This is a genomic window from Thiohalobacter thiocyanaticus, from assembly GCF_003932505.1.
Taxonomy (GTDB): domain Bacteria; phylum Pseudomonadota; class Gammaproteobacteria; order Thiohalobacterales; family Thiohalobacteraceae; genus Thiohalobacter; species Thiohalobacter thiocyanaticus.
On record NZ_QZMU01000001.1, the window covers coordinates 2,704,969 to 2,722,238 of the forward strand.

General features: G+C 67.6%; 10 protein-coding genes and 1 pseudogene. All 11 read right to left on the minus strand.

Going from position 1 to position 17,270, the window contains the following annotated elements; genetic code table 11:
• Nucleotides 1-74 precede the first annotated feature (74 nt).
• The 11 genes and pseudogenes from D6C00_RS16150 to D6C00_RS16480 all read right to left on the minus strand — a co-directional run bounded on the left by D6C00_RS16150 (nucleotide 75) and on the right by D6C00_RS16480 (nucleotide 17,091).
• Nucleotides 75-2,084: a UvrD-helicase domain-containing protein gene (locus tag D6C00_RS16150; RefSeq protein WP_241546875.1), complete on the minus strand. Its 2,010-nt coding sequence runs from the start codon at nucleotides 2,082-2,084 to the stop codon at nucleotides 75-77.
• Entirely contained in the window at nucleotides 2,081-3,508 is a 1,428-nt protein-coding gene (locus D6C00_RS16155) for a UvrD-helicase domain-containing protein (protein WP_241546876.1), read from the minus strand. Before D6C00_RS16155 ends, D6C00_RS16150 begins: the two co-directional genes overlap by 4 nt.
• Before the next feature lie 354 nt (nucleotides 3,509-3,862).
• Complete coding sequence (locus D6C00_RS12740) at nucleotides 3,863-6,115, minus strand: PD-(D/E)XK nuclease family protein (protein WP_125182048.1); 2,253 nt, start codon at nucleotides 6,113-6,115, stop codon at nucleotides 3,863-3,865.
• Entirely contained in the window at nucleotides 6,116-6,349 is a 234-nt protein-coding gene (locus D6C00_RS12745; RefSeq protein ID WP_125182049.1) for a hypothetical protein, read from the minus strand.
• 1,156 nt (nucleotides 6,350-7,505) lie between these two features.
• The gene (locus tag D6C00_RS12750) at nucleotides 7,506-8,495 is read right to left on the minus strand and encodes a response regulator (protein WP_125182050.1); all 990 of its coding nucleotides are present in this window, start codon (nucleotides 8,493-8,495) and stop codon (nucleotides 7,506-7,508) included.
• Between the two features lie 13 nt (nucleotides 8,496-8,508).
• Nucleotides 8,509-9,541 (minus strand): annotated as a pseudogene (gene cheB, locus D6C00_RS12755) (chemotaxis-specific protein-glutamate methyltransferase CheB).
• A gap of 275 nt (nucleotides 9,542-9,816) precedes the next feature.
• Complete coding sequence (locus D6C00_RS12760; RefSeq protein ID WP_206609567.1) at nucleotides 9,817-12,492, minus strand: hybrid sensor histidine kinase/response regulator; 2,676 nt, start codon at nucleotides 12,490-12,492, stop codon at nucleotides 9,817-9,819.
• Complete coding sequence (locus D6C00_RS12765) at nucleotides 12,489-13,178, minus strand: chemotaxis protein CheW (protein WP_125182051.1); 690 nt, start codon at nucleotides 13,176-13,178, stop codon at nucleotides 12,489-12,491. Before D6C00_RS12765 ends, D6C00_RS12760 begins: the two co-directional genes overlap by 4 nt.
• Nucleotides 13,175-14,446 carry a CheR family methyltransferase gene (locus D6C00_RS12770; RefSeq protein ID WP_125182052.1) on the minus strand — a complete coding sequence of 424 codons (1,272 nt, stop codon included), beginning with the start codon at nucleotides 14,444-14,446 and terminating at the stop codon, nucleotides 13,175-13,177. The genes D6C00_RS12765 and D6C00_RS12770 overlap by 4 nt, the downstream gene beginning before the upstream one ends.
• Nucleotides 14,437-14,901, minus strand: a complete 465-nt coding sequence (locus tag D6C00_RS12775) for a chemotaxis protein CheW (RefSeq protein ID WP_125182053.1) — start codon at nucleotides 14,899-14,901, stop codon at nucleotides 14,437-14,439. The genes D6C00_RS12770 and D6C00_RS12775 overlap by 10 nt, the downstream gene beginning before the upstream one ends.
• 171 nt (nucleotides 14,902-15,072) lie before the next feature.
• Complete coding sequence (locus tag D6C00_RS16480; RefSeq protein WP_305000422.1) at nucleotides 15,073-17,091, minus strand: methyl-accepting chemotaxis protein; 2,019 nt, start codon at nucleotides 17,089-17,091, stop codon at nucleotides 15,073-15,075.
• Nucleotides 17,092-17,270: the final 179 nt, after the last annotated feature.

Below are 17,270 nucleotides of genomic sequence, written 5' to 3' on the forward strand. Positions count from 1 at the left end.
TGACGTGGCGTTGGAAGTAGGTCGGGCTAGGCGCGATAGCGCCGTAACCCAACGTATGCGGCCTGGATGTCGGGTTACGCCCTTCGGGCTGACCCGACCTGCGGTATTCGCAGGATACGCAACATCAATCGAGGTCCAGCATCACCAGCTCGCGCGAATGGGTGTAGAGGATACCGCATTCGACCGGCAGCCGCGGCCACAGGCGCTGTGCGCCGGCGGCATAGTAGCGCATCTGGCCCTGGAAGGAAGCCGCATGCCGCGCGGCCGGCGCGGGTGCCCAGGCGGTGGCTCTTGTAATCGATCAGGCACAGCCGGTCGGGGTAGCGCACCAGCCGGTCGACGATGCCCTCGACCAGGACCGTGCCGTCGAGGTATTGCAGCGGCACCTCCTTCCAGGCCTGTTCATAGCGTGAGGGATCGAACAACCCGGCCAGTTCGGGTTGATCCAGCACCTCGCGCGCTTCCGCCAGCCAGGCCTGCAGATCGGCCTCGGTCGCGTCCCGGCCCGCCCAGGCGGCCAGGCGCCGCAGGGCAACGTCTTCGGTCACCGCCGCGGGTTCGCTCAGCCACTCCAGCAGCAGATGCACGGCTTGCCCGCGCAGCCGGCCATCGGCATCGAAGTGCCCGCTGTCGGCGACGACCTCATTGCGCCGGCTCGGCGCCAGTCGGTCGCGGGGCAGGGCCAGTTCCAGCGGCCGGGCCAGGCGCGGGTCGGGTGCGGGAGCTTCGGGTCGGGCCGTGGCAGGGGCGGTTGCCGGTGCGGCCGGCGGGCTGCCCGATTCCAGCACCGGCAGCGGGTCGGACGGGTCGCCGCCCGAGGCCAGGCCGTTGCGGATCAGGCCGTACCAGCCGGTCCCGCTGCCCCGGGCCGGGGCGCTGCCGGAGACGATCAGCAGCTGCCGGGCCCGGGTCAGGGCCACGTACAGCAGGTTGGCATCCTCGCGCGCCTCGGCCTGCTGCTGGGCCGCCTGCCAGTCGCGGCTGACGCTGTCGCGTCGGGCCTGGCCCGGGTTGAGCAGGAAATAGGCCGGGTGCGGCTCGCTGGCGGGCCAGTCGACCAGGGCCTGCCAGGCGCTGCGGTCGCGGCCGGCGGCGGCGGCATCCAGCAGGAACACCACCGGCGCTTCCAGCCCCTTGGCCCCATGGATGGTGAGCAGACGCACCCGGTCGCCGGCCGCCGGCGGGGCGTCGTCGGGGGCCTCGTCACTGCGTTCGCGCAGCCGGGTGAGCTGCTGCAGGAAACGCGGCAGGCTGGGGTAGCGGCCGCTGTCGATCTCCAGCGCCAGCTCCAGGAACCGCTGCAGGTTGGCCAGTACCTGGGGGCGCAGTGCCTCCGGGGTGGCCGCGGCATAGCGGTCCAGCACATCGCCCTCGAAGAAGACCCGGTCCAGCAGGTCATGCACCGGCAGCCGGCCGACCCGCTCGCGCCAGCGCGGCAGGCAGTCGGCGGCGCGGCGCAGGGTCGCCGGCGTGGTCGGATCCTCCGCCAGCGCAGCCAATCGGGCCATCCAGTCGCCCTGTTTCCGCTCGGCCAGTCGGATCAGATCGTGGTCATCGGCCGCAAACAGCGGCGAGCGCAGCACCTGGGCCAGGGCCAGGTTGTCGTGCGGGGCGATCAGGGTCTGCAGCAGCGCCTCCAGGTCGCGCGCCTCCAGGCTGTCGAGCAGCGCGCCGCGGGACGTGCCCAGACAGGGGATGCCGGCATCGCGCAGGGCGCGCTCATAGTCGGCGGCGTGGGTGCGGCTGCGCAGCAGGATCAGGATGTCGCCGTAGCGCGCGGGACGGGCCGCGTCGCCTTCGCCCAGGCGGCAGCCGCTGGCGATGAGTGTCTGGATGCGTTCGGCGGCCTGGCGGCCCTCAAGGTAGTAGCGCTCATCCAGCGCCAGCTCCCGCGGCCGGGTGAGCGGATCGCGCAACGTCGACGCCGTTGGTGGCGTGGCTTCCTCCGTGGCCACGGGCTGGATCAGGGGCAGCAGCTCGACCCGGCCCCAGAGGCTTTCATGAAAGGTCGCGTGGGTTTCGAAGCCCGGCATCCGCGCGCGCAGCTCGGGCTGGTCGAAGACCCGGTTGACGCACTCGATCACCGCCGCGGCCGAACGTCGGGAGCGGGCCAGGCTGTGGCGCTGGCTGGTGAGGTGTTGCTCCAGCCAGTGACTGGCCGCGCCGAGCAGGCGCGAGTCGCCGGGCGGAAGCGGTAGATGGACTGCTTCTCGTCGCCGACCAGAAACACGCTGCGCGGCCGCTCGCTGCCGGCCTTGAGTTCCTCCAGCAGGGGCAGCAGCAGCCGCCACTGGGTGGGGTTGGTGTCCTGGAACTCGTCGACCAGCAGGTGATCGATGCGGTTGTCCAGCTTGTACTGCACCCAGTGGGCCTGTTCGCTGCGGTTCAATAACTGATAGGCATGCCATTCCAGATCGCTGAAGTCCAGCAGGCGCTGGCTGCGCTTGATGCCCTGGAAATGCTCCAGCAGGCGCGCACCGGCGCGATACCAGGCGCGGTTGAGCTGCCAGTTGGCGCGGCGCTGGCGGGCGTCGAGCAACGCCAGATACTGTTCGCACAATTGAGCATGCAGATTCAGGAATTGTTCCGCACCGGCGCTGCCGAGTTTCTTTTCCAGCGTGTTGCTGGTCTTGCGGCTGAGTGGCTCGCCCTTCTGTGTCAGCAGGGCGGGCCGGAGCGCCTCGATACGTGCCTCGGCCGACAGCCGGGTGTCGAGGGCCGCCTCGATCGCCGCGGCCTGTTGTTTGTGTTTGTCGATCGGATGCTGCAGCAGCAGGTCGCGGAAGTTCTGCAGGCGCCGGCAGCTCAGTTCATCGAAGAAGGCCTGTTCCGGGTCGAGGTCAGGCTCGATGTCGAGCTGTTCGCGCAGCCGCTCGCCGACCCAGGTCACCGGATCGCCCCGGCTGTCGGTGAAGGCCCACCAGTCGATGCGGTGGGCGAGGAAGCTGCCCAGGGCCGACTGCACATTGGCCAGACCGCCGCAGCCGTCCATCAGGGTGTCCAGCGCCCGGCCGATATCGCCTTCCGGTGCGGCGGTGGCCTCGGCATAGAGGGCGTCCCAGGCCGCCTCGCGGCAGTCGCCCTCAGCCTCCAGCAGCTCGAAACCCGGCGGCACGCCGGCCTCCAGCGGGAAGCGTTGCAGAATCTCCTGGCAGACCGAGTGAAAGGTGGTCGCGCGCAGGTTGAAATCGGCCCGTAACACGGACTCGTACAGCCGGCGCGCGCGCTGGCGCACCGCCGGGCCGGGCTCCACGCCCATCTGTGCCAGCAGCGGATCGAGCCCGGCGTCCGGGACCGTGGCCAGCAGCCGCAGGCGCTCGGTGAGCCGTTCCAGCATCTCGGCGGCGGCCTTGCGGGTAAAGGTCACGGCCAGAATCCGGCCCGGCTCCACGCCCTCCAGCAGCAGCCGTACCAGCCGGGTCACCAGCAGCCAGGTCTTGCCGGTGCCGGCCGAGGCATGCACCGTGGCGTTGGCCGTCGGCAGGGTCGCGTCCAGGGGGGAGGTCATGGCGCCAGAGCATACGTCAGGCCCGCTGACCGGTAAACTCGGCGCCGGAATGCCGGCAGCGGCGCTGTTTTTCCGGCAGACAGCGGCGGCAATGGGCCGGACCAGTGTCAGCGGGATGAATAAAAAATTACTTTTATATCAGAACGTAAGAGTAAATATCTGGGGTGGAATGCCAATATTGGCATGGAATTCGCTTGTTTCATATGGAAACGCGGGACACGGAAGCTTCGCAAGCCAGGGGAAGCAACAGGGACGGGTCCAGGACGGACAGGATTACAGGGAAGTGAAGGGGACAGGAATGTCCTCCGGGAAGGGGGCGGCCGGGAGGTCGCCCTTTTTCTTTGTTGCAGGTTTCTACCCATCCCACACTGCCTTGCGGCACAGGCCGTCGAGGTCGCAGCGACGGCAGGTCAGGTCATCGCCCCAGGCCGGCAGGGGTGCGCCGGCGTCCATGTCCGCGGCCAGCCGCTGCAGCCGTTCACGCACGGCCGTGCTCAATTGCTCCAGCGCCTCGTCCTCCAGCGCCACCCGGTCCTGTACCTTCCGGCCCTTGTCGTCCAGCGGCAGGTAGCTGCTGCGGGTCACCGGCGCCTCCAGCAGCAGCCGGTAGAAGGGCAGCTGCACGGCCTCGCCCGTCTCCACCTGTTCGCTGTCCGGGGTGCGGCCGGTTTTGTAGTCGATGATGGCCAGGCCCTGCGCGCCGCGGTCGATGCGGTCGAGCCGGCCGCGCAGAACCAGGTCCGGGCTCAGGGGACGCTCGATCTGCTGTTCCACCTGCTGGACCTGCCAGTCCCGTGCCCGTTCGATCTGCCAGTCGATGTAGGCGGGGATGCGCTCCTGCCAGCGCTTGAGCCAGCCGCGGTGCTGGAAGTTGTCCTCCAGGTCGCGGGCGAACACGGCCTCGCTGATGCGTTCGAGCAGGGCGATGGCCGCCTCCCGATTGGTTGTTGTGACGGCCTCGGCGAAGGGGCCGGGCAGGCCGCGGACCTGCCCATGGAAAGCCTCCAGGCAGCGGTGCACGCGTTCACCGTAATCCTGTTTCTGCAGTGCCTCGCGGATGGCCTCCGGTGGTTTCAGGCTCAGACCGTCGCCGGCGAACCAGGCATAGGGGCAGTCGATCAGGCGCTGATGACTGCTGGCGCTGACCCGGTGCGGACGCAGGCCGGCGGGCAGGACCGGGCGCGGACGGACCGGCGGTTCGGGCAGCGGCGGCGGCGCGGCGGGGCGCACCCGGCTGCCGGCCTGATTGAGCCTCTGGCCGAGGTCGGCGTCCTCCAGGTCGTCGTCCCAGGCCAGCCGGTGAAAGCCCTGCAGCAGTTCCAGCCAGGGGCTGGGCAGCACCGGCTCACCCTGATCCTCGCGCCGGCGGGTGAGCAGTAGCCGGCCGGCGCCGGTGAGCAGGTGCCGGAACAGGGCGAAGCGCCGGCCCAGGCGTTCGTGCCAGACCGGCAGACCGAGTTCGCGCCGCACCCGGTCGTTGAAGAAGGGTCCGGCGGGCGGGCCCCCCGGCAGGTGCAGGGCATCGCAGGCGGCAATGATCAGGCCGTCGAAACGCAGGCACTGGCTCTGTTCCAGTGACAGCAGGCGTACCGGGCCGCCGGCCCCGGCGGGGCTGAAGTGGGCCGTCTCCAGGCTGCGGCCGAACCAGGTGCGGAACTCGTTCCAGTCGAGTTCCAGCGGGGTCAGGGATGCGGCGCTGTGCAGCCGTTCCCATACCCGCAGTATGCGCTCGCCGGCGGGGTCCCGTTCCAGCGCGGTCCAGACCCCGAGCTCGTCCAGGCTGTCACGCAGGGTCTGCAGGAAACGCTCGGCCGGATATTTTCCGGTCAGCAGTTCGCGCAGTCCGGCCGCGGCGGCCTCCAGTCGGTCGAGCAGGGCGAACAGCCCCTGGTACTCGGCCGCCGGCCAGTCCCCCAGCAGTTCCTGGCGCGTGCCGAGCTGACGGCGGTAGCGGGGGATGCCGCGGGCGATGCGGCCCTGCAGGATGATGTCCTGCTCCAGACGGTAGACCTGCAGCAGATGCAGTTCGCGCTCCTCGCCGCAGGCGAAGGGGGATTTGAGAAAATCCAGCAGCGGGCGGTGCTCGAAGTCCTGCTCCACCGATTCCAGCCAGCGCTCGACCGCGGTGGCGGCACTGGTGGTGGACAGGGCCCAGCCGCCGCTGTCACTGAGCTCCACCCCGGCGCGTTCCAGCAGGGCGCGTACCCGCCGTGCCAGGCGCCGGTCCTCGGTGACGATGCCCAGGTTGCGCCGCCCTTCCAGCAGCCACTGGCGGATGCGCAGCTCGATGGCGCGGGCCTCCTGCTCGGCCGAGTCGGCGCCGAATACCGTCAGCTGCGGTTGCAGCGGGCTGTCCGGATGGTCCGCGGCGAAGTCGTTCGCGCGCCGGCGCAGTTCCGGAGCATCGGTGCCGGCATAAATGCTATCCAGACATTGGGGGCGGTGGGCGGGGTGGGGGGGCAGTGTCGGACGTTCCCCGGTGATGTCGGGTGAAGTTCTCCGTCCCGCCGTCCTGCCCTGGCGCAGGCCACAGACAGTTCGGTTTTTGCCGCAGGCGTTGCGCCAGCCAGGCGCGTTCGGCGCAGTCAGGCTCGGTTCGCCGACCACCTACCAGGCCGAGTTCTTCCGTACAGGCGACGCGTGGCGCCTGGCCAGGGCATTTGTCCAGCCGGGCCGGGCCGGGTCCTCGACCTGCAGGGCGGCAAGCTGGTCGTGCCCAGGCACGCCACCGCGGTAGACGATGTACGGGCCTCGAGCTCCAGCGCCTGCGGCGCCCGGCCGGCGGCGGTCGGCCGCGGCCCAGACGCTGCACGAATCGGCGGCGGCTGCGGCAAGTTCCACCCGGTTCAGGGTCAGTTCCTTGAAACAGTTCCACGCAGGGGTTGTTCGGACAGTTCACCGGCCCAGGTTGTCTCCTCGCCGAACAGGCCCCGTGGCCGGCGCAGGGCCCTCGACCAGCGCCAGCCGCCCGTCCTCCCCGGCTTCCAGACAGGCCGGGGGCTGGTGATGCGTTTCACGAGGGTAGTCGGACAGGTGAGCAGGCGGGGCTCGAGCAGGGCGCGGGGGCCGTTCCGCCGGCCGGGCTCCAAGCAGCCGGGGCCCGCAGGTACGGCCGCCCCCAGCGGCTGGGGCAGGATAGCTCAGGGCGCGGAAAGGTCGGGGAGAGTGATCACGCCAGCGTTCCAGAATTGGTGCGCGGACGCGGCCACGCAGGTCGGTTGTGCCAGGGGTGGTGGCCGCTGGACGGTTGGCGAGGGTGGATGTGCTCATGTCCACCGCCGATTTGACTTGCGATTAGAATTGAGGGTTGACAGCCATTATGTGGAAAGTTGTCATCCGGCACGAAGGCCGGGGGATCCCAGTCCGACGCTTCGGTATATGGAAATCCGGCCTGCGCCGGCAATGCCGGGGGAGGTGTAACCGTATACGACATCTCCACCGCAGCACTCTTTCTCCGCAGTTTCTATTTTGTCCGGCTTGCAGTCCCATCCTTCAAGCGTTGGGTGTGGGGGCGGGCTTATTTCCCATGAGCACCCGGCCCGGCCAGTTCTGGGACAGCTCGCACGTTTTAGTTTCGAGGAGGAAATGCTCCTGTCCCCTCTGGGATGTCGTCCTCGGCGAAAAGAAAGATGGCCCCCCGGGCCGGGCATTTCGGTTCGCAACACGTGTTGGCAGTCGATGCACTCATTCGGGATCGATGACCAGGAAAGTTGGGACCTTAGGCAAAAAAAGGCGGACCGGACAGACTCGACACAGTCCGTTTGTTTGTTGTCTTGCACTTGATAAGCTTTCCTATAAACAACGGAACAGGTCATAACGGGCTCCGTTAATCTGTACGGTCAACGGCCTCGTTAATGCTAGGGGATTGCAGCGCGGTTTGGCGAAAGTCCGGCGGGGTCTGGCATCACATTTCGACCGGGGGTGTGGAGTGGATCACGATGCGGTTGCGACCTTCGCTTTCTGGCCTGGAGTAGAGGGCGGCGTCGGCCTGCTTGAGTCAGGTCCATCGGGTGGCCGCCGCGGGGGTGGCAGTGGCGATGGCTGCCGGATGCTCAGGTATGATGCGTCGGGAGGAGTGGAGGCCTCTCGTGCTCGGATTTGTTGACTGGTGCGTGGATGGCCTCCGCCTCTTTTCTGCCACCTGCAGGGCGCCTTCATCATCGGTGTCGGGCAGAATGACGCCGAACTCCTCGCCGCCATAGCGGGCCATCAGGTCGGAAGGCCGATGAATGACATGATCGAGCTCGCGTGCCACGGCCTTGAGACAGTCGTCGCCGAGGCCTGGTGGCCGTGGGTGTCGTGTGTAGCGTTTGAAGTACTCGATGTCGTCGACATCTGCACGGGCCCAGGGGCCGTGTGCAGTTGCGGCAGGGACCGCTGCCATTCCTCTTGTCCAGCCTCTTTCGAAACTGGCGGCGGTGTTGGCGATGCCGGTCAAGCCATCCAGCGAGGACAGGCGCTGCAGCTCGCGGTTGCTTTCCTCGAGCTGGGTGTTGCTTTCCTCCAGCTGGCGCTGGATCTCGCGCAGGGCGTGATAGGCCGCGTCGCGTTCCCTCTGCAGCAGGTAGCTGCGCGAGTGGGCGCGTACCCGCGCGACCAGCTCGATCTTGTCCGGCAGCTTGACCAGATAGTCGTTGGCGCCGCAGCTGAAGGCGTCGCTCTTGATGGTCGGGTCTTCCTTGCTGGAGAGCACGATGACGGGGATGTCCTGGGTGACCGGATTGGCGCGGTAGAAACGTACCAGCATGATGCCGTCGATCTCGGGCATGACCAGATCCTGGAGGATGGTCGTGACCTTGAGCTCAGTGGCCATCTGGATGGCGTTGCGCGGGTCCTGGCAATAGTGCAGCTCGATGCCCGGTTCATCCTCCACCATGCGGCGGATGCCCTCGGCCACCATCTCCTGGTCGTCGACCAGCAGCACCACGCACGGCTGATCCGTGTCGGTCTCGCTGGCCTGCGGCTGCATGATTGCGGATTCCTTCATGAGCTGTGTGATGCTATCCCTTGTTGCGGCTGATCGCTTCTTCAATGGCGACAGCAATCTGGTTCAACGGCAGGATTTCACTGGCTGCCTGCAGGTCGGCGGCCGGTTTTGGGCATGCCATAGATAGCGCTGGTCTCGCGATCCTGCGCGATAGTATGACAACCGGCCTGTTTCAGGGCCAGCAGCCCGGCGCCGCCGTCGCGGCCCATCCCTGTCAATAAGATACCAACGGCATGATGCGTCCAAAATTGAGCCATTGACTCGAAAAATACGTTCACCGAGGGCCGGTAGGGGTAGTTTTCCGGCTCCGGGGTGTAGCCCAGTCGCTGCTCGGCGTCCATGACCAGGTGGGCCTCGCCGCGCCCGGCCACCAGCACCTCGCCGACCCGGATACGGTCGCCCTGCCGGGCCAGCCGCACCGGCAGGGCCAGTTCCTCGTCCAGCCAGCGGGCGAAACTGGGGGCGAACTGCTCGTCAACGTGCTGGATGATCACGAAAGCGGCCGGAAAATCGGCCGGAAAGGCCGACAGGATGGTACGGATGGCCGCCGGCCCGCCGGTCGAGGCGCCGATGGCGACCAGGTACTCGCCCTTGTGCGGCACCGCCCGCGGCGGCGGCTGGGGCCGGTCCAGGGGCTGCACCCGCCGGGTGGCCTCGACCAGCCGGGCGATGGTGTCGAGCTTGTAGAGCATCTGCTCACGGCCCTCCTGCTCGCCGGACAGCCCCAGCACCGGGGTGTTGATGGCGTCCAGGGCGCCGGCGCCCATGGCCTCGAACACCCGGGCGGCGTTGGTGTTGACGCTGGAGGTGACGATGACGATGGCGCAGGCGGCCTGCTGCATGATCCGGCGGGTGGCCTCCACGCCGTCGAGCTCCGGCATGATCAGGTCCATCAGGATGATGTCGGGCTTGTCCTGCTCGGCCAGCGCCACGGCCTGGGCCCCGTCCTCGGCCACCCAGGCGATGCGGTAGCGACCGCTGGCCAGGATCAGCTGCTGCAGCACCTGACGGGCGAGCGGCATGTCATTGACAATGGCGATACGCAGCATGTGCGATTAACTCCGTGTAAACAGCAAAAGCAACTCAAAAACAGGCGTAGACGCCGGCCGCCCTGCTTGTCGGGTTACGCTGTCGCTAACCCGACCTGCATGTTCGATAGTCCCGTCATCCCCGCGCAGGCGGGGATCCAGCAACCACCGCGGTATCTGGATTCCCGCCTGCGCGGGAATGACGGATAAATTGTAATCGGCTTACGTAGATGTCATTCGGCCCCGGACTCTTATCACGGTATGCATCTGTGTGTTGGGATTCATTCCACTCCTCACGGTTCCCCGATCAGGTCCAGCACGGCATCGATCAGAGTCGCATCCTGGAAACTGCCCTTGGTCAGGTAATAGTCGGCGCCGACCTCCAGTCCCCTGTTGCGATCCTCCTCGCGGTCCTTGTAGGAGACGATCATCACCGGGGTGTGTTTCAGCCCCGGGTCCTGCTTGATGTGACTGACGAACTCGAAGCCGTTCATGCGCGGCATGTCGATGTCGCTGATCACCAGGTCATAGTCGCCCACGCGCACGGCGTTCCAGCCGTCCATGCCGTCGACGGCCACCTCGACCGCATAACCGATATTGGCGAGCATGTTGCGCTCGACCTCGCGCACCGTGATGGAATCGTCCACCACCAGGATGCGCTTGCCGGTCTTGACCGGTTTGTGGCTGCGGGTCTGCTCGATGCGGTCCAGGCGGGCGCCGGCGATCAGCAGGTCGGCCGAGCGCAGCAGGTCGTCCACGTCCAGGATCAGGCAGGGCCGGCCGTCCTCCAGCACCGCGCAGGCGGCGATGTCCTTGAGCTTGCCCAGACGCGGGTCCAGCGGGTTGACCACCAGAGTGCGTTCACCCAGGAAACGATCGACCACGAAGCCGTAGCGGTCCAGGCGCTCGCCCAGCACCAGGACGCAGGCTTCGTCCGCGTCGGGCGGTGCCTCGGGCAGGCCGAGCAACTGGTTGCCGGCCACCAGGCCGATGTGATGATTGCCCAGGGTGAAGTACTGGCGCCCCTCCATGATCTGGATCTGGCCGCGGTCGAGCTTGAGCGTGCGGTTGATCTGGGCCAGCGGCACCGCGTAGGGCTCGCCGGCGATCTCCACCAGCAGCGAGCGCATCACCGACAGCGTGAGCGGCAGCTGCATGTGAAAGCGCATGCCCCTGCCGGGATGCGAGACGGCGTTGACCAGGCCGTGCATCTCCTGCACCACGCTGTGCACCACGTCCAGGCCCACGCCGCGGCCGGAGATCTCGGTGACCTCGCTGCGGGTGGAGAAGCCGGGCAGGAAGATGAACTCCATCAGTTCGGACTCGCTCAGCTCCTTCGCCATCTCCGCGCTGACCAGCTGCTTGTCGACCACCTTCCGGCGCAGCACCTCCAGATCCATGCCGCGGCCGTCGTCCTCGACGATGATCGACAGCATGCCGGCGCTGTGCATGGCCTCCAGACGCAGCCGGGCCTGTTCCGGCTTGCCGGCCGCGGCGCGTTCCTCCGGTGTCTCGATGCCGTGATCCAGGGCGTTGCGCAGCAGGTGATTGAGCGGGGCCTCGATCTTTTCCAGGATGTCGCGGTCGACCCGGGTCTCCAGACCGCGGATGTCGAGCCGCACCTGCTTGCCCAGCGAGCGGCTGATGTCTCGCACCATGCGCTGGAAGCCGTGCACGCCGTCGGCGAAGGGACGCATGCGGCTGGCCACCACCTCGCGGTTGAGCCGCCCGGCCAGGTTGTGGGTGCGGCGGTCGTATTCCTCCAGCTCGCCCAGACGGTCGTTGAGCAGATGCCGGCAGTCACCGGCGCGGCGCAGGGCGTCGTTGAACAGGTTGCGGGCGAAGTCGTCGATGTGGGGTGAATCCAGGGTGTCGCGCAACCGGTCCAGCAGTCCGATCAGCTCCGACTGGTACTGCTTGATATGTTGCAGGCCATCAGCGAAGGGCCGCAGCCAGCGCGCCTCGACCTGGACCTCGCCGGCCAGGCCCATCAGTCGGTTGAGACTTTCGCTGGAGACCCGGATGGCGCTGTCGGCGGCTCGCGCGCCGCCGTCGGTTGGTGCGTTCGTTCCGGCCGCGGCGGCCGCTGCCGGGGCTTCGATCTCCCGCCCGGCGAGGATGTCCGTCAACAGACCGCTCAGCCGGTCGACGTCGTCGGTGTGCTGGCGGCACCAGTCAGCGATGTCCGGACTCTGTCCCAGCCGCTGCAGCAGGTCGGTGGCCTGCAGCAGGACATCCACCGCCTCGGGACTGAGTTCCCGCCCGCCCTGCTGAACGGCGACGAAGACATCCTCCATGGCATGCGCCAGCCGCACCGCGGCGTCGATACCGACCATGCGGGCCGCACCCTTGAGCGAATGGGCCGCACGCATCAGGGTTTCATGGGCGGCGCTGTCGCCGGGGCTGGTTTCCAGCTGCAGCAGGCCGTCCATGAGCACGGCCAGCTGAGCCTCGGCCTCGCCGCGGAACAGCTCCAGCATGGCGGGGTCCGGATTGTTCTCCTGCGGGGCAGGCTCGGAGCGGGGGGGCTCGGCGGAGGCGTTGGTCTCGCCACCCGTGGTCGCCGGTGGCGGCTCGGCCTCTCCCGTCACGGCCGCGACCAGACCGTCGATGGCCGGTTCCTGCTGCTGCAGCCAGGCCGGGTCGTCGGCATGGGTGGAGATACCGCGCAGCAGGTCGGTGGCCTTGAGCAGGGCATCGATCTTATCGGCCGTCGGGGTGGTGCGCTGCTGCTGGACGCCGACGAACCAGTCCTCCATGGCATGCGCCAGCCGTACTGCCGGGGCGACATCCACGATCCGGGCCGCGCCCTTGATGGAATGGGCCGCGCGCATCAGCGCCTCCAGCGGGGCGCTGGCACCAGGCGCGGATTCGAGCTGCAGCAGCCCCTCGCCCAGGGCCGCCGTGTGCGTCTCCAGCTCCGAGCGGAACAGCTCCAGCATCACCGGGTTGATCGACTCACCGCTCATCGCAGATCCCGCTCCAGGCTGTGAAAGATCAGACCGTCGTCCAGCATGCCGACCTGCAGCTCGCGCCAGGCCAGTACGCCGCGGGTGTAGGTGCCGCGGGCCTTGCTCAGGGTGGCCGGCGGGCTGTGCAGTTCACTGTCATGATAGCGGTGCAGGCCGTGGACCTCGGTGACGGGGAACACGTAGCGCTGGCCGTCGCGCTGGATCTGGATCATGCGGTCGCCGATGCCGACACTGCCCATGCGGGGCCTGTGATCGCCGCGCTCCAGGCCCAGTAGGCCGCCGAGCGAGATGCACAGCTGCAGCTCGCCGCGCAGGTTGACCAGGCCCTTGACCAGATTGCCGGGCACGTGCGGCAGCCGCTGTACCGGCCGGGCGCCGGTGATCTCGTCGACACAGCGGCTGTTGATGCCCAGCCATTCATCCCCCAGGCGGAAGATCAGCGCGGCGCGGTTGTGCGCCTGCGCCGCCGCCGGCGGTTCCGCATAGATGCGGGTGAACTCGGCCCGTACCGGGGCGTCCAACGGCCGTTCCAGCATGGTGCGGCCGGAGCGGGAGTAGACCTCGCAGTTGTGGCAGTGCATCAGCTTGGCCAGGCGCGGGCAGGGCTCGCCCTCGCGGCGCCAGATGCCGATGCGGTTCCAGCAGTCGTCGATGTTCAGGGCCTTGTCGTCGCACGCGCTCATGTTGGATTCGCGGCCTCGCGTTGCTGACAGCGTTCAAGCCGTTCCTGCATGCGTTGTGCTGCCAGGGCCTCGCCGCGGCGCTCCAGCACCAGGGCCAGGTGCAGCATGGCCGGGCAGTGGGCCGGATCCAGGTAGATCGCCTGGCGCAGCAGCTGCTCGGCCTCCTCGGGCTCGCCGGCGGCATCGCGGATCAGGCCCAGTAGATACAGCGCCTGGGCCTGCGGGCCCTGGGCTTGCAGGATCTGTTCGCACAGCTCGGCGGCCTCGACCAGGTGGCCGTCGTCGGCCAGCCGGGTGGCCTGCTCCAGCTGCTCCACGCCCGGATCGGCCGCGTTCTGCGGCGGCGCGGGCACGGCCTGTTCCTTCTGGTCGATCCAGTGCGGCCGCGGCTGGCGGCGCGGGCGTACCGGCGTGCGCCGGGTCCGGCGCACCGGGCGGGTGCGGGCGGTAGACGGGGCCGGCTCACCGGCCATGAGTGTCTCGCGCTGGAAGCCGAAACTCTGGGGCAGGTTCAGTGAGCGGAAACCGCGCCCGGCAAGCACGCCGGTCTCGGCATGACCCACGAACAGCAGGCCGTCGCGGGTGAGCAGCCGTTCCAGGATGTCGACCGCCTGGTCCTGGGTCGGCCGGTCGAAGTAGATGAGCAGATTGCGGCAGAAGATGATGTCATAGGGTGCCCGGTCGCGGCTGAAATCGGGGTCGAGCAGATTGCCCTGCTCGAAGCGGACCCGCTCGCGGATGTCGGGGCGCAGGTGGTAGCGGTCCTCGGCGTGATGGAAGTAGGCATCGCGGTACTCGAGGTGGTCGCCGCGAAAGGAGTTCTGGCGGTAGATGCCCAGCCGCGCACTGTCGATGTTGCGCCGGCTGATGTCCACGCCGTGGACCTCGGCCCGGCCCGGCTCCAGCCCCAGGTCGGCCAGTACCATGGCCAGCGTGTAGGGTTCCTCGCCGGTCGAGCAGGGCAGACTCAGCAGGCGCAGGCCGCGCTCGCCGTGGCGTGGCAGCCAGTGCCGTTCCAGGTGCTGCTTCAGGGCCTGGAAGGGATGCCAGTTGCGGAAGAACCAGGTCTCGGGGATGACCACCAGCTCGATCAGCTCGTGGATTTCCTCGGGGCTGGTTTCCAGGCGTTGCCGATAGCGCTCGCTATCGTCGATATGGGTACGCCGCATGCGCTCGCGCACGGCGCGCTGGATGGCACTGGAGCCGATGGAGGCTGCGTTCAGTCCCATGGTCTGCTTGAGCAGCTGTTCGATCCGGTTCAGCTGCATGTGGCCGCATCCTGAAACAGCAGTGCCTCCACCTCGGGGGTGAGCAGCGCATCGGTTTCAATGGCCTGCAGCAGACCGCGTTCATCGTGGGCCACCCGGCCGAGATAATGGGCCTCGGGGATCTCCACCCCGGCATCGGTGAAGGCCTCCGGCGCGAGCTTGAGGGTCTCCACCACCCGTTCGGCCAGCAGGCCCAGCGGCCTGCTGCCGCCCTCGGCAAGCGGATAGTCGATCAGCAGAATGCGGGTGCTGTGCAACACCCGGCTGGGACGGCCCAGGGCCAGGGCGGTGAGATCGATGACCGGCACCATGCGGCCGCGGTAGTCGAACAGGCCGGCGACGCAGGCCGGTGCCCGTGGCAGCTCGCGTAATTCGACGAAGGGCACGACCTCGACCAGCCGCCCGGTCTCCAGGGCATAGCGCTGGTCGTCGAGGTGAAACAGGACATGAAGCATATCGGCTGTTATGAAATCCTGAAACGAATTGCAGGGTGCTTGACGATTTCCCTGTCATTCCGGCGCAGGCCGGAATCCACGGGCCGCAGTGGTTTCTGGATTCCGGCCTGCGCCGGAATGACAGAATGAAGGAAACGGATATACGCCATTCATACAGGCCTCGGTCATGGCTCAGGCATTGAGCCTGATATGCGAGACGCCTTCCTGCAGCCGCCGCGCCGCCTCGTTGAGCTGCTGGATGGCGCCGTTGGACTGGCGCAGCGATTCGGCCGTCTGCTGCGAGGATTCGGCCAGCTGCACCATGGCGTCGTTGATCTGGTTCGCACCCTGGGCCTGGGACTGCATGCCCTCGTGCACCTCTTCGTAGCGGGGGATGAGATTTTCCACCTCTTCGATGATGCGCCCGAGCTGGGAGCTGACATTGCGCACGTCGTCCACACCGGTGCGCACCTCGGTGGAAAACTTCTCCATGCCCATGACGCCGGCCGAGACCGCGGACTGCATTTCCTTGACCATCTGCTCGATGTCCCAGGTCGCCACCGCGGTCTGGTCGGCCAGGCGGCGGATCTCGGTGGCCACCACGGCGAAGCCCACGCCGTACTCGCCGGCCTTCTCGGCCTCGATGGCGGCGTTGAGCGAGAGCAGGTTGGTCTGGTCCGAAACCTTGTTGATGGTGGTCACCACGGTGTTGATGTTGGCGGCCTTCTCGCTCAGCACCGCCAGCTTGGAATTGATGGTGTTGGTCGCCTCCAGCATGTGGCGCATGGTCTCCTCCATGCGGGTGAGCGAGCTGCGGCCGGCATTGGCCTGTTCCGATGTCTTCAACGCCACGTCGGTGACTTCGTGCATGGTGCTCACCAGCTCGTTGGAGGTGGCCGAGATCTGGGTCACGGTGGCGCGGATCTCGTTGGTTGTGGCGGCCTGTTCACTGACCGTGGCCTCCTGCTGCTTGGCGGTGGCGGCGATCTCGGTCACCGAGGAGGTCACCTGGATGCCGGCCTGCTGGATGCGCGCGACCAGGCCGTTGAGGCTGTCCAGCATGCCCTGCACGCCTCTGGCCAGCTCGGAGATGATGTCGTCGTCGCGGTAGATCATCAGCTGACCGGTCAGGTCGCCCTGAGCGGCCATTTCCACCACTTCCTGGATCAGTTCCACCTTGCCGGTCAGGTCCTCGGCGGCCTGGCGCTCGCGCTCCAGGTTCTCCTTCATCTTGCGGGTCATGCGGTTGAAGGCCTGGCCGAGCAGGCTGAATTCGCGCAGCTGGTCTTCGCGTACCCGGCTGTCCAGATCACCGTCGGCGCCGCGACGCATGTCCTGGATCAGGTCGTTGACCGGGGCGAACAGGAAGCGGTTGAAGATGCCCAGCGCGATCAGCAGCGCGCCGCCGAACAGCACCACATAGGCTACGGCGGTCTGGTTGCGCACCTCCAGCATGTTGGTGATCAGCCGGTTCTGGGGCTGCTGGGCGCTCAGTGTCAGCAGAGGCCTGCCTACGGCGTCGTTCAGGGTCCGGCTGACGCTGATGCGGTCCTGGCCCTTGCCGGTCTGCCAGTCGGAGGAGCGGTACAGGGGCTTGCCGTCGCGGGTGGTCAGCAGCAATGGCTGGCCCAGGGCGGCTTCCAGCCGCTGTATGGCGGTGTCCAGCCGGGCCTGGATCTCCAGCCAGGCGCCACGCTGCGGGGTGCCGGCCGGCAGTGTCAGGGACAGCACCGGCCCGGTCGCTGTCAGGCGCAGCTGGTCCTTGTCTCCCGCCTCCCGGCGGGCCTGCAGGGTCTCGGGGTCCAGAGCGCCGTCCATGGCCAGCTCACCGCTGCCGGCCAGCGGCTCGCCATCGGCGGCATAGACGCCGATCCGATAGCCCTCCAGGCCGGTGGCCTGACCCAGGTCGTGGATGGATTGCTCCAGGTAGGCGGCCAGCCGGCGGCTGCCCATGCCGCTGTTGCCCAGGATGTGCTGGAAGGCCGGATCATTGCTCAGCGCATGGCCGACCAGGCGGGCATTGGCCGCGAGCTGCTGCAGCAGCTGGTTGGTGTGGGTTTCCAGCTTGCGGACACTCAGGTCGGTCTGCTCGACCAGGGCGGCCTCGCGATAGCGGTTGCCGGAGTACAGGGCCAGCGCCACGGTAGTGGCGCCGACCAGCAGGATCGTGCCGATGGTGATGGCCTTCAGCGAGATCTGGTTCAGTTGCATGACGCGTCCTTGTTCCCGATGGGTGCGACCCCGGGCTGTTGTTGTGTCCGGTTTGAATGGCACTTATTTCTGCCGCGTCCTTCCCGCGAAGGCGGGAATCCAGTGCTCGGCAGAGCAGACAAACGCTGGATCCCCGCCTTCGCGGGGATGACGGAGAGGCTGAAAACCGACTGATGTAA

Coding starts and splice junctions, on each gene's coding strand:
- D6C00_RS16155 (WP_241546876.1), bottom strand. CDS start 3,508: ATGACCTCCCCCCTGGACGCGACCCTGCCGACGGCCAACGCCACGGTG.
- D6C00_RS12750 (WP_125182050.1), bottom strand. CDS start 8,495: ATGAAGGAATCCGCAATCATGCAGCCGCAGGCCAGCGAGACCGACACG.
- D6C00_RS12760 (WP_206609567.1), bottom strand. CDS start 12,492: ATGAGCGGTGAGTCGATCAACCCGGTGATGCTGGAGCTGTTCCGCTCG.
- D6C00_RS12765 (WP_125182051.1), bottom strand. CDS start 13,178: ATGAGCGCGTGCGACGACAAGGCCCTGAACATCGACGACTGCTGGAAC.
- D6C00_RS12770 (WP_125182052.1), bottom strand. CDS start 14,446: ATGCAGCTGAACCGGATCGAACAGCTGCTCAAGCAGACCATGGGACTG.
- D6C00_RS12775 (WP_125182053.1), bottom strand. CDS start 14,901: ATGCTTCATGTCCTGTTTCACCTCGACGACCAGCGCTATGCCCTGGAG.
- D6C00_RS16480 (WP_305000422.1), bottom strand. CDS start 17,091: ATGCAACTGAACCAGATCTCGCTGAAGGCCATCACCATCGGCACGATC.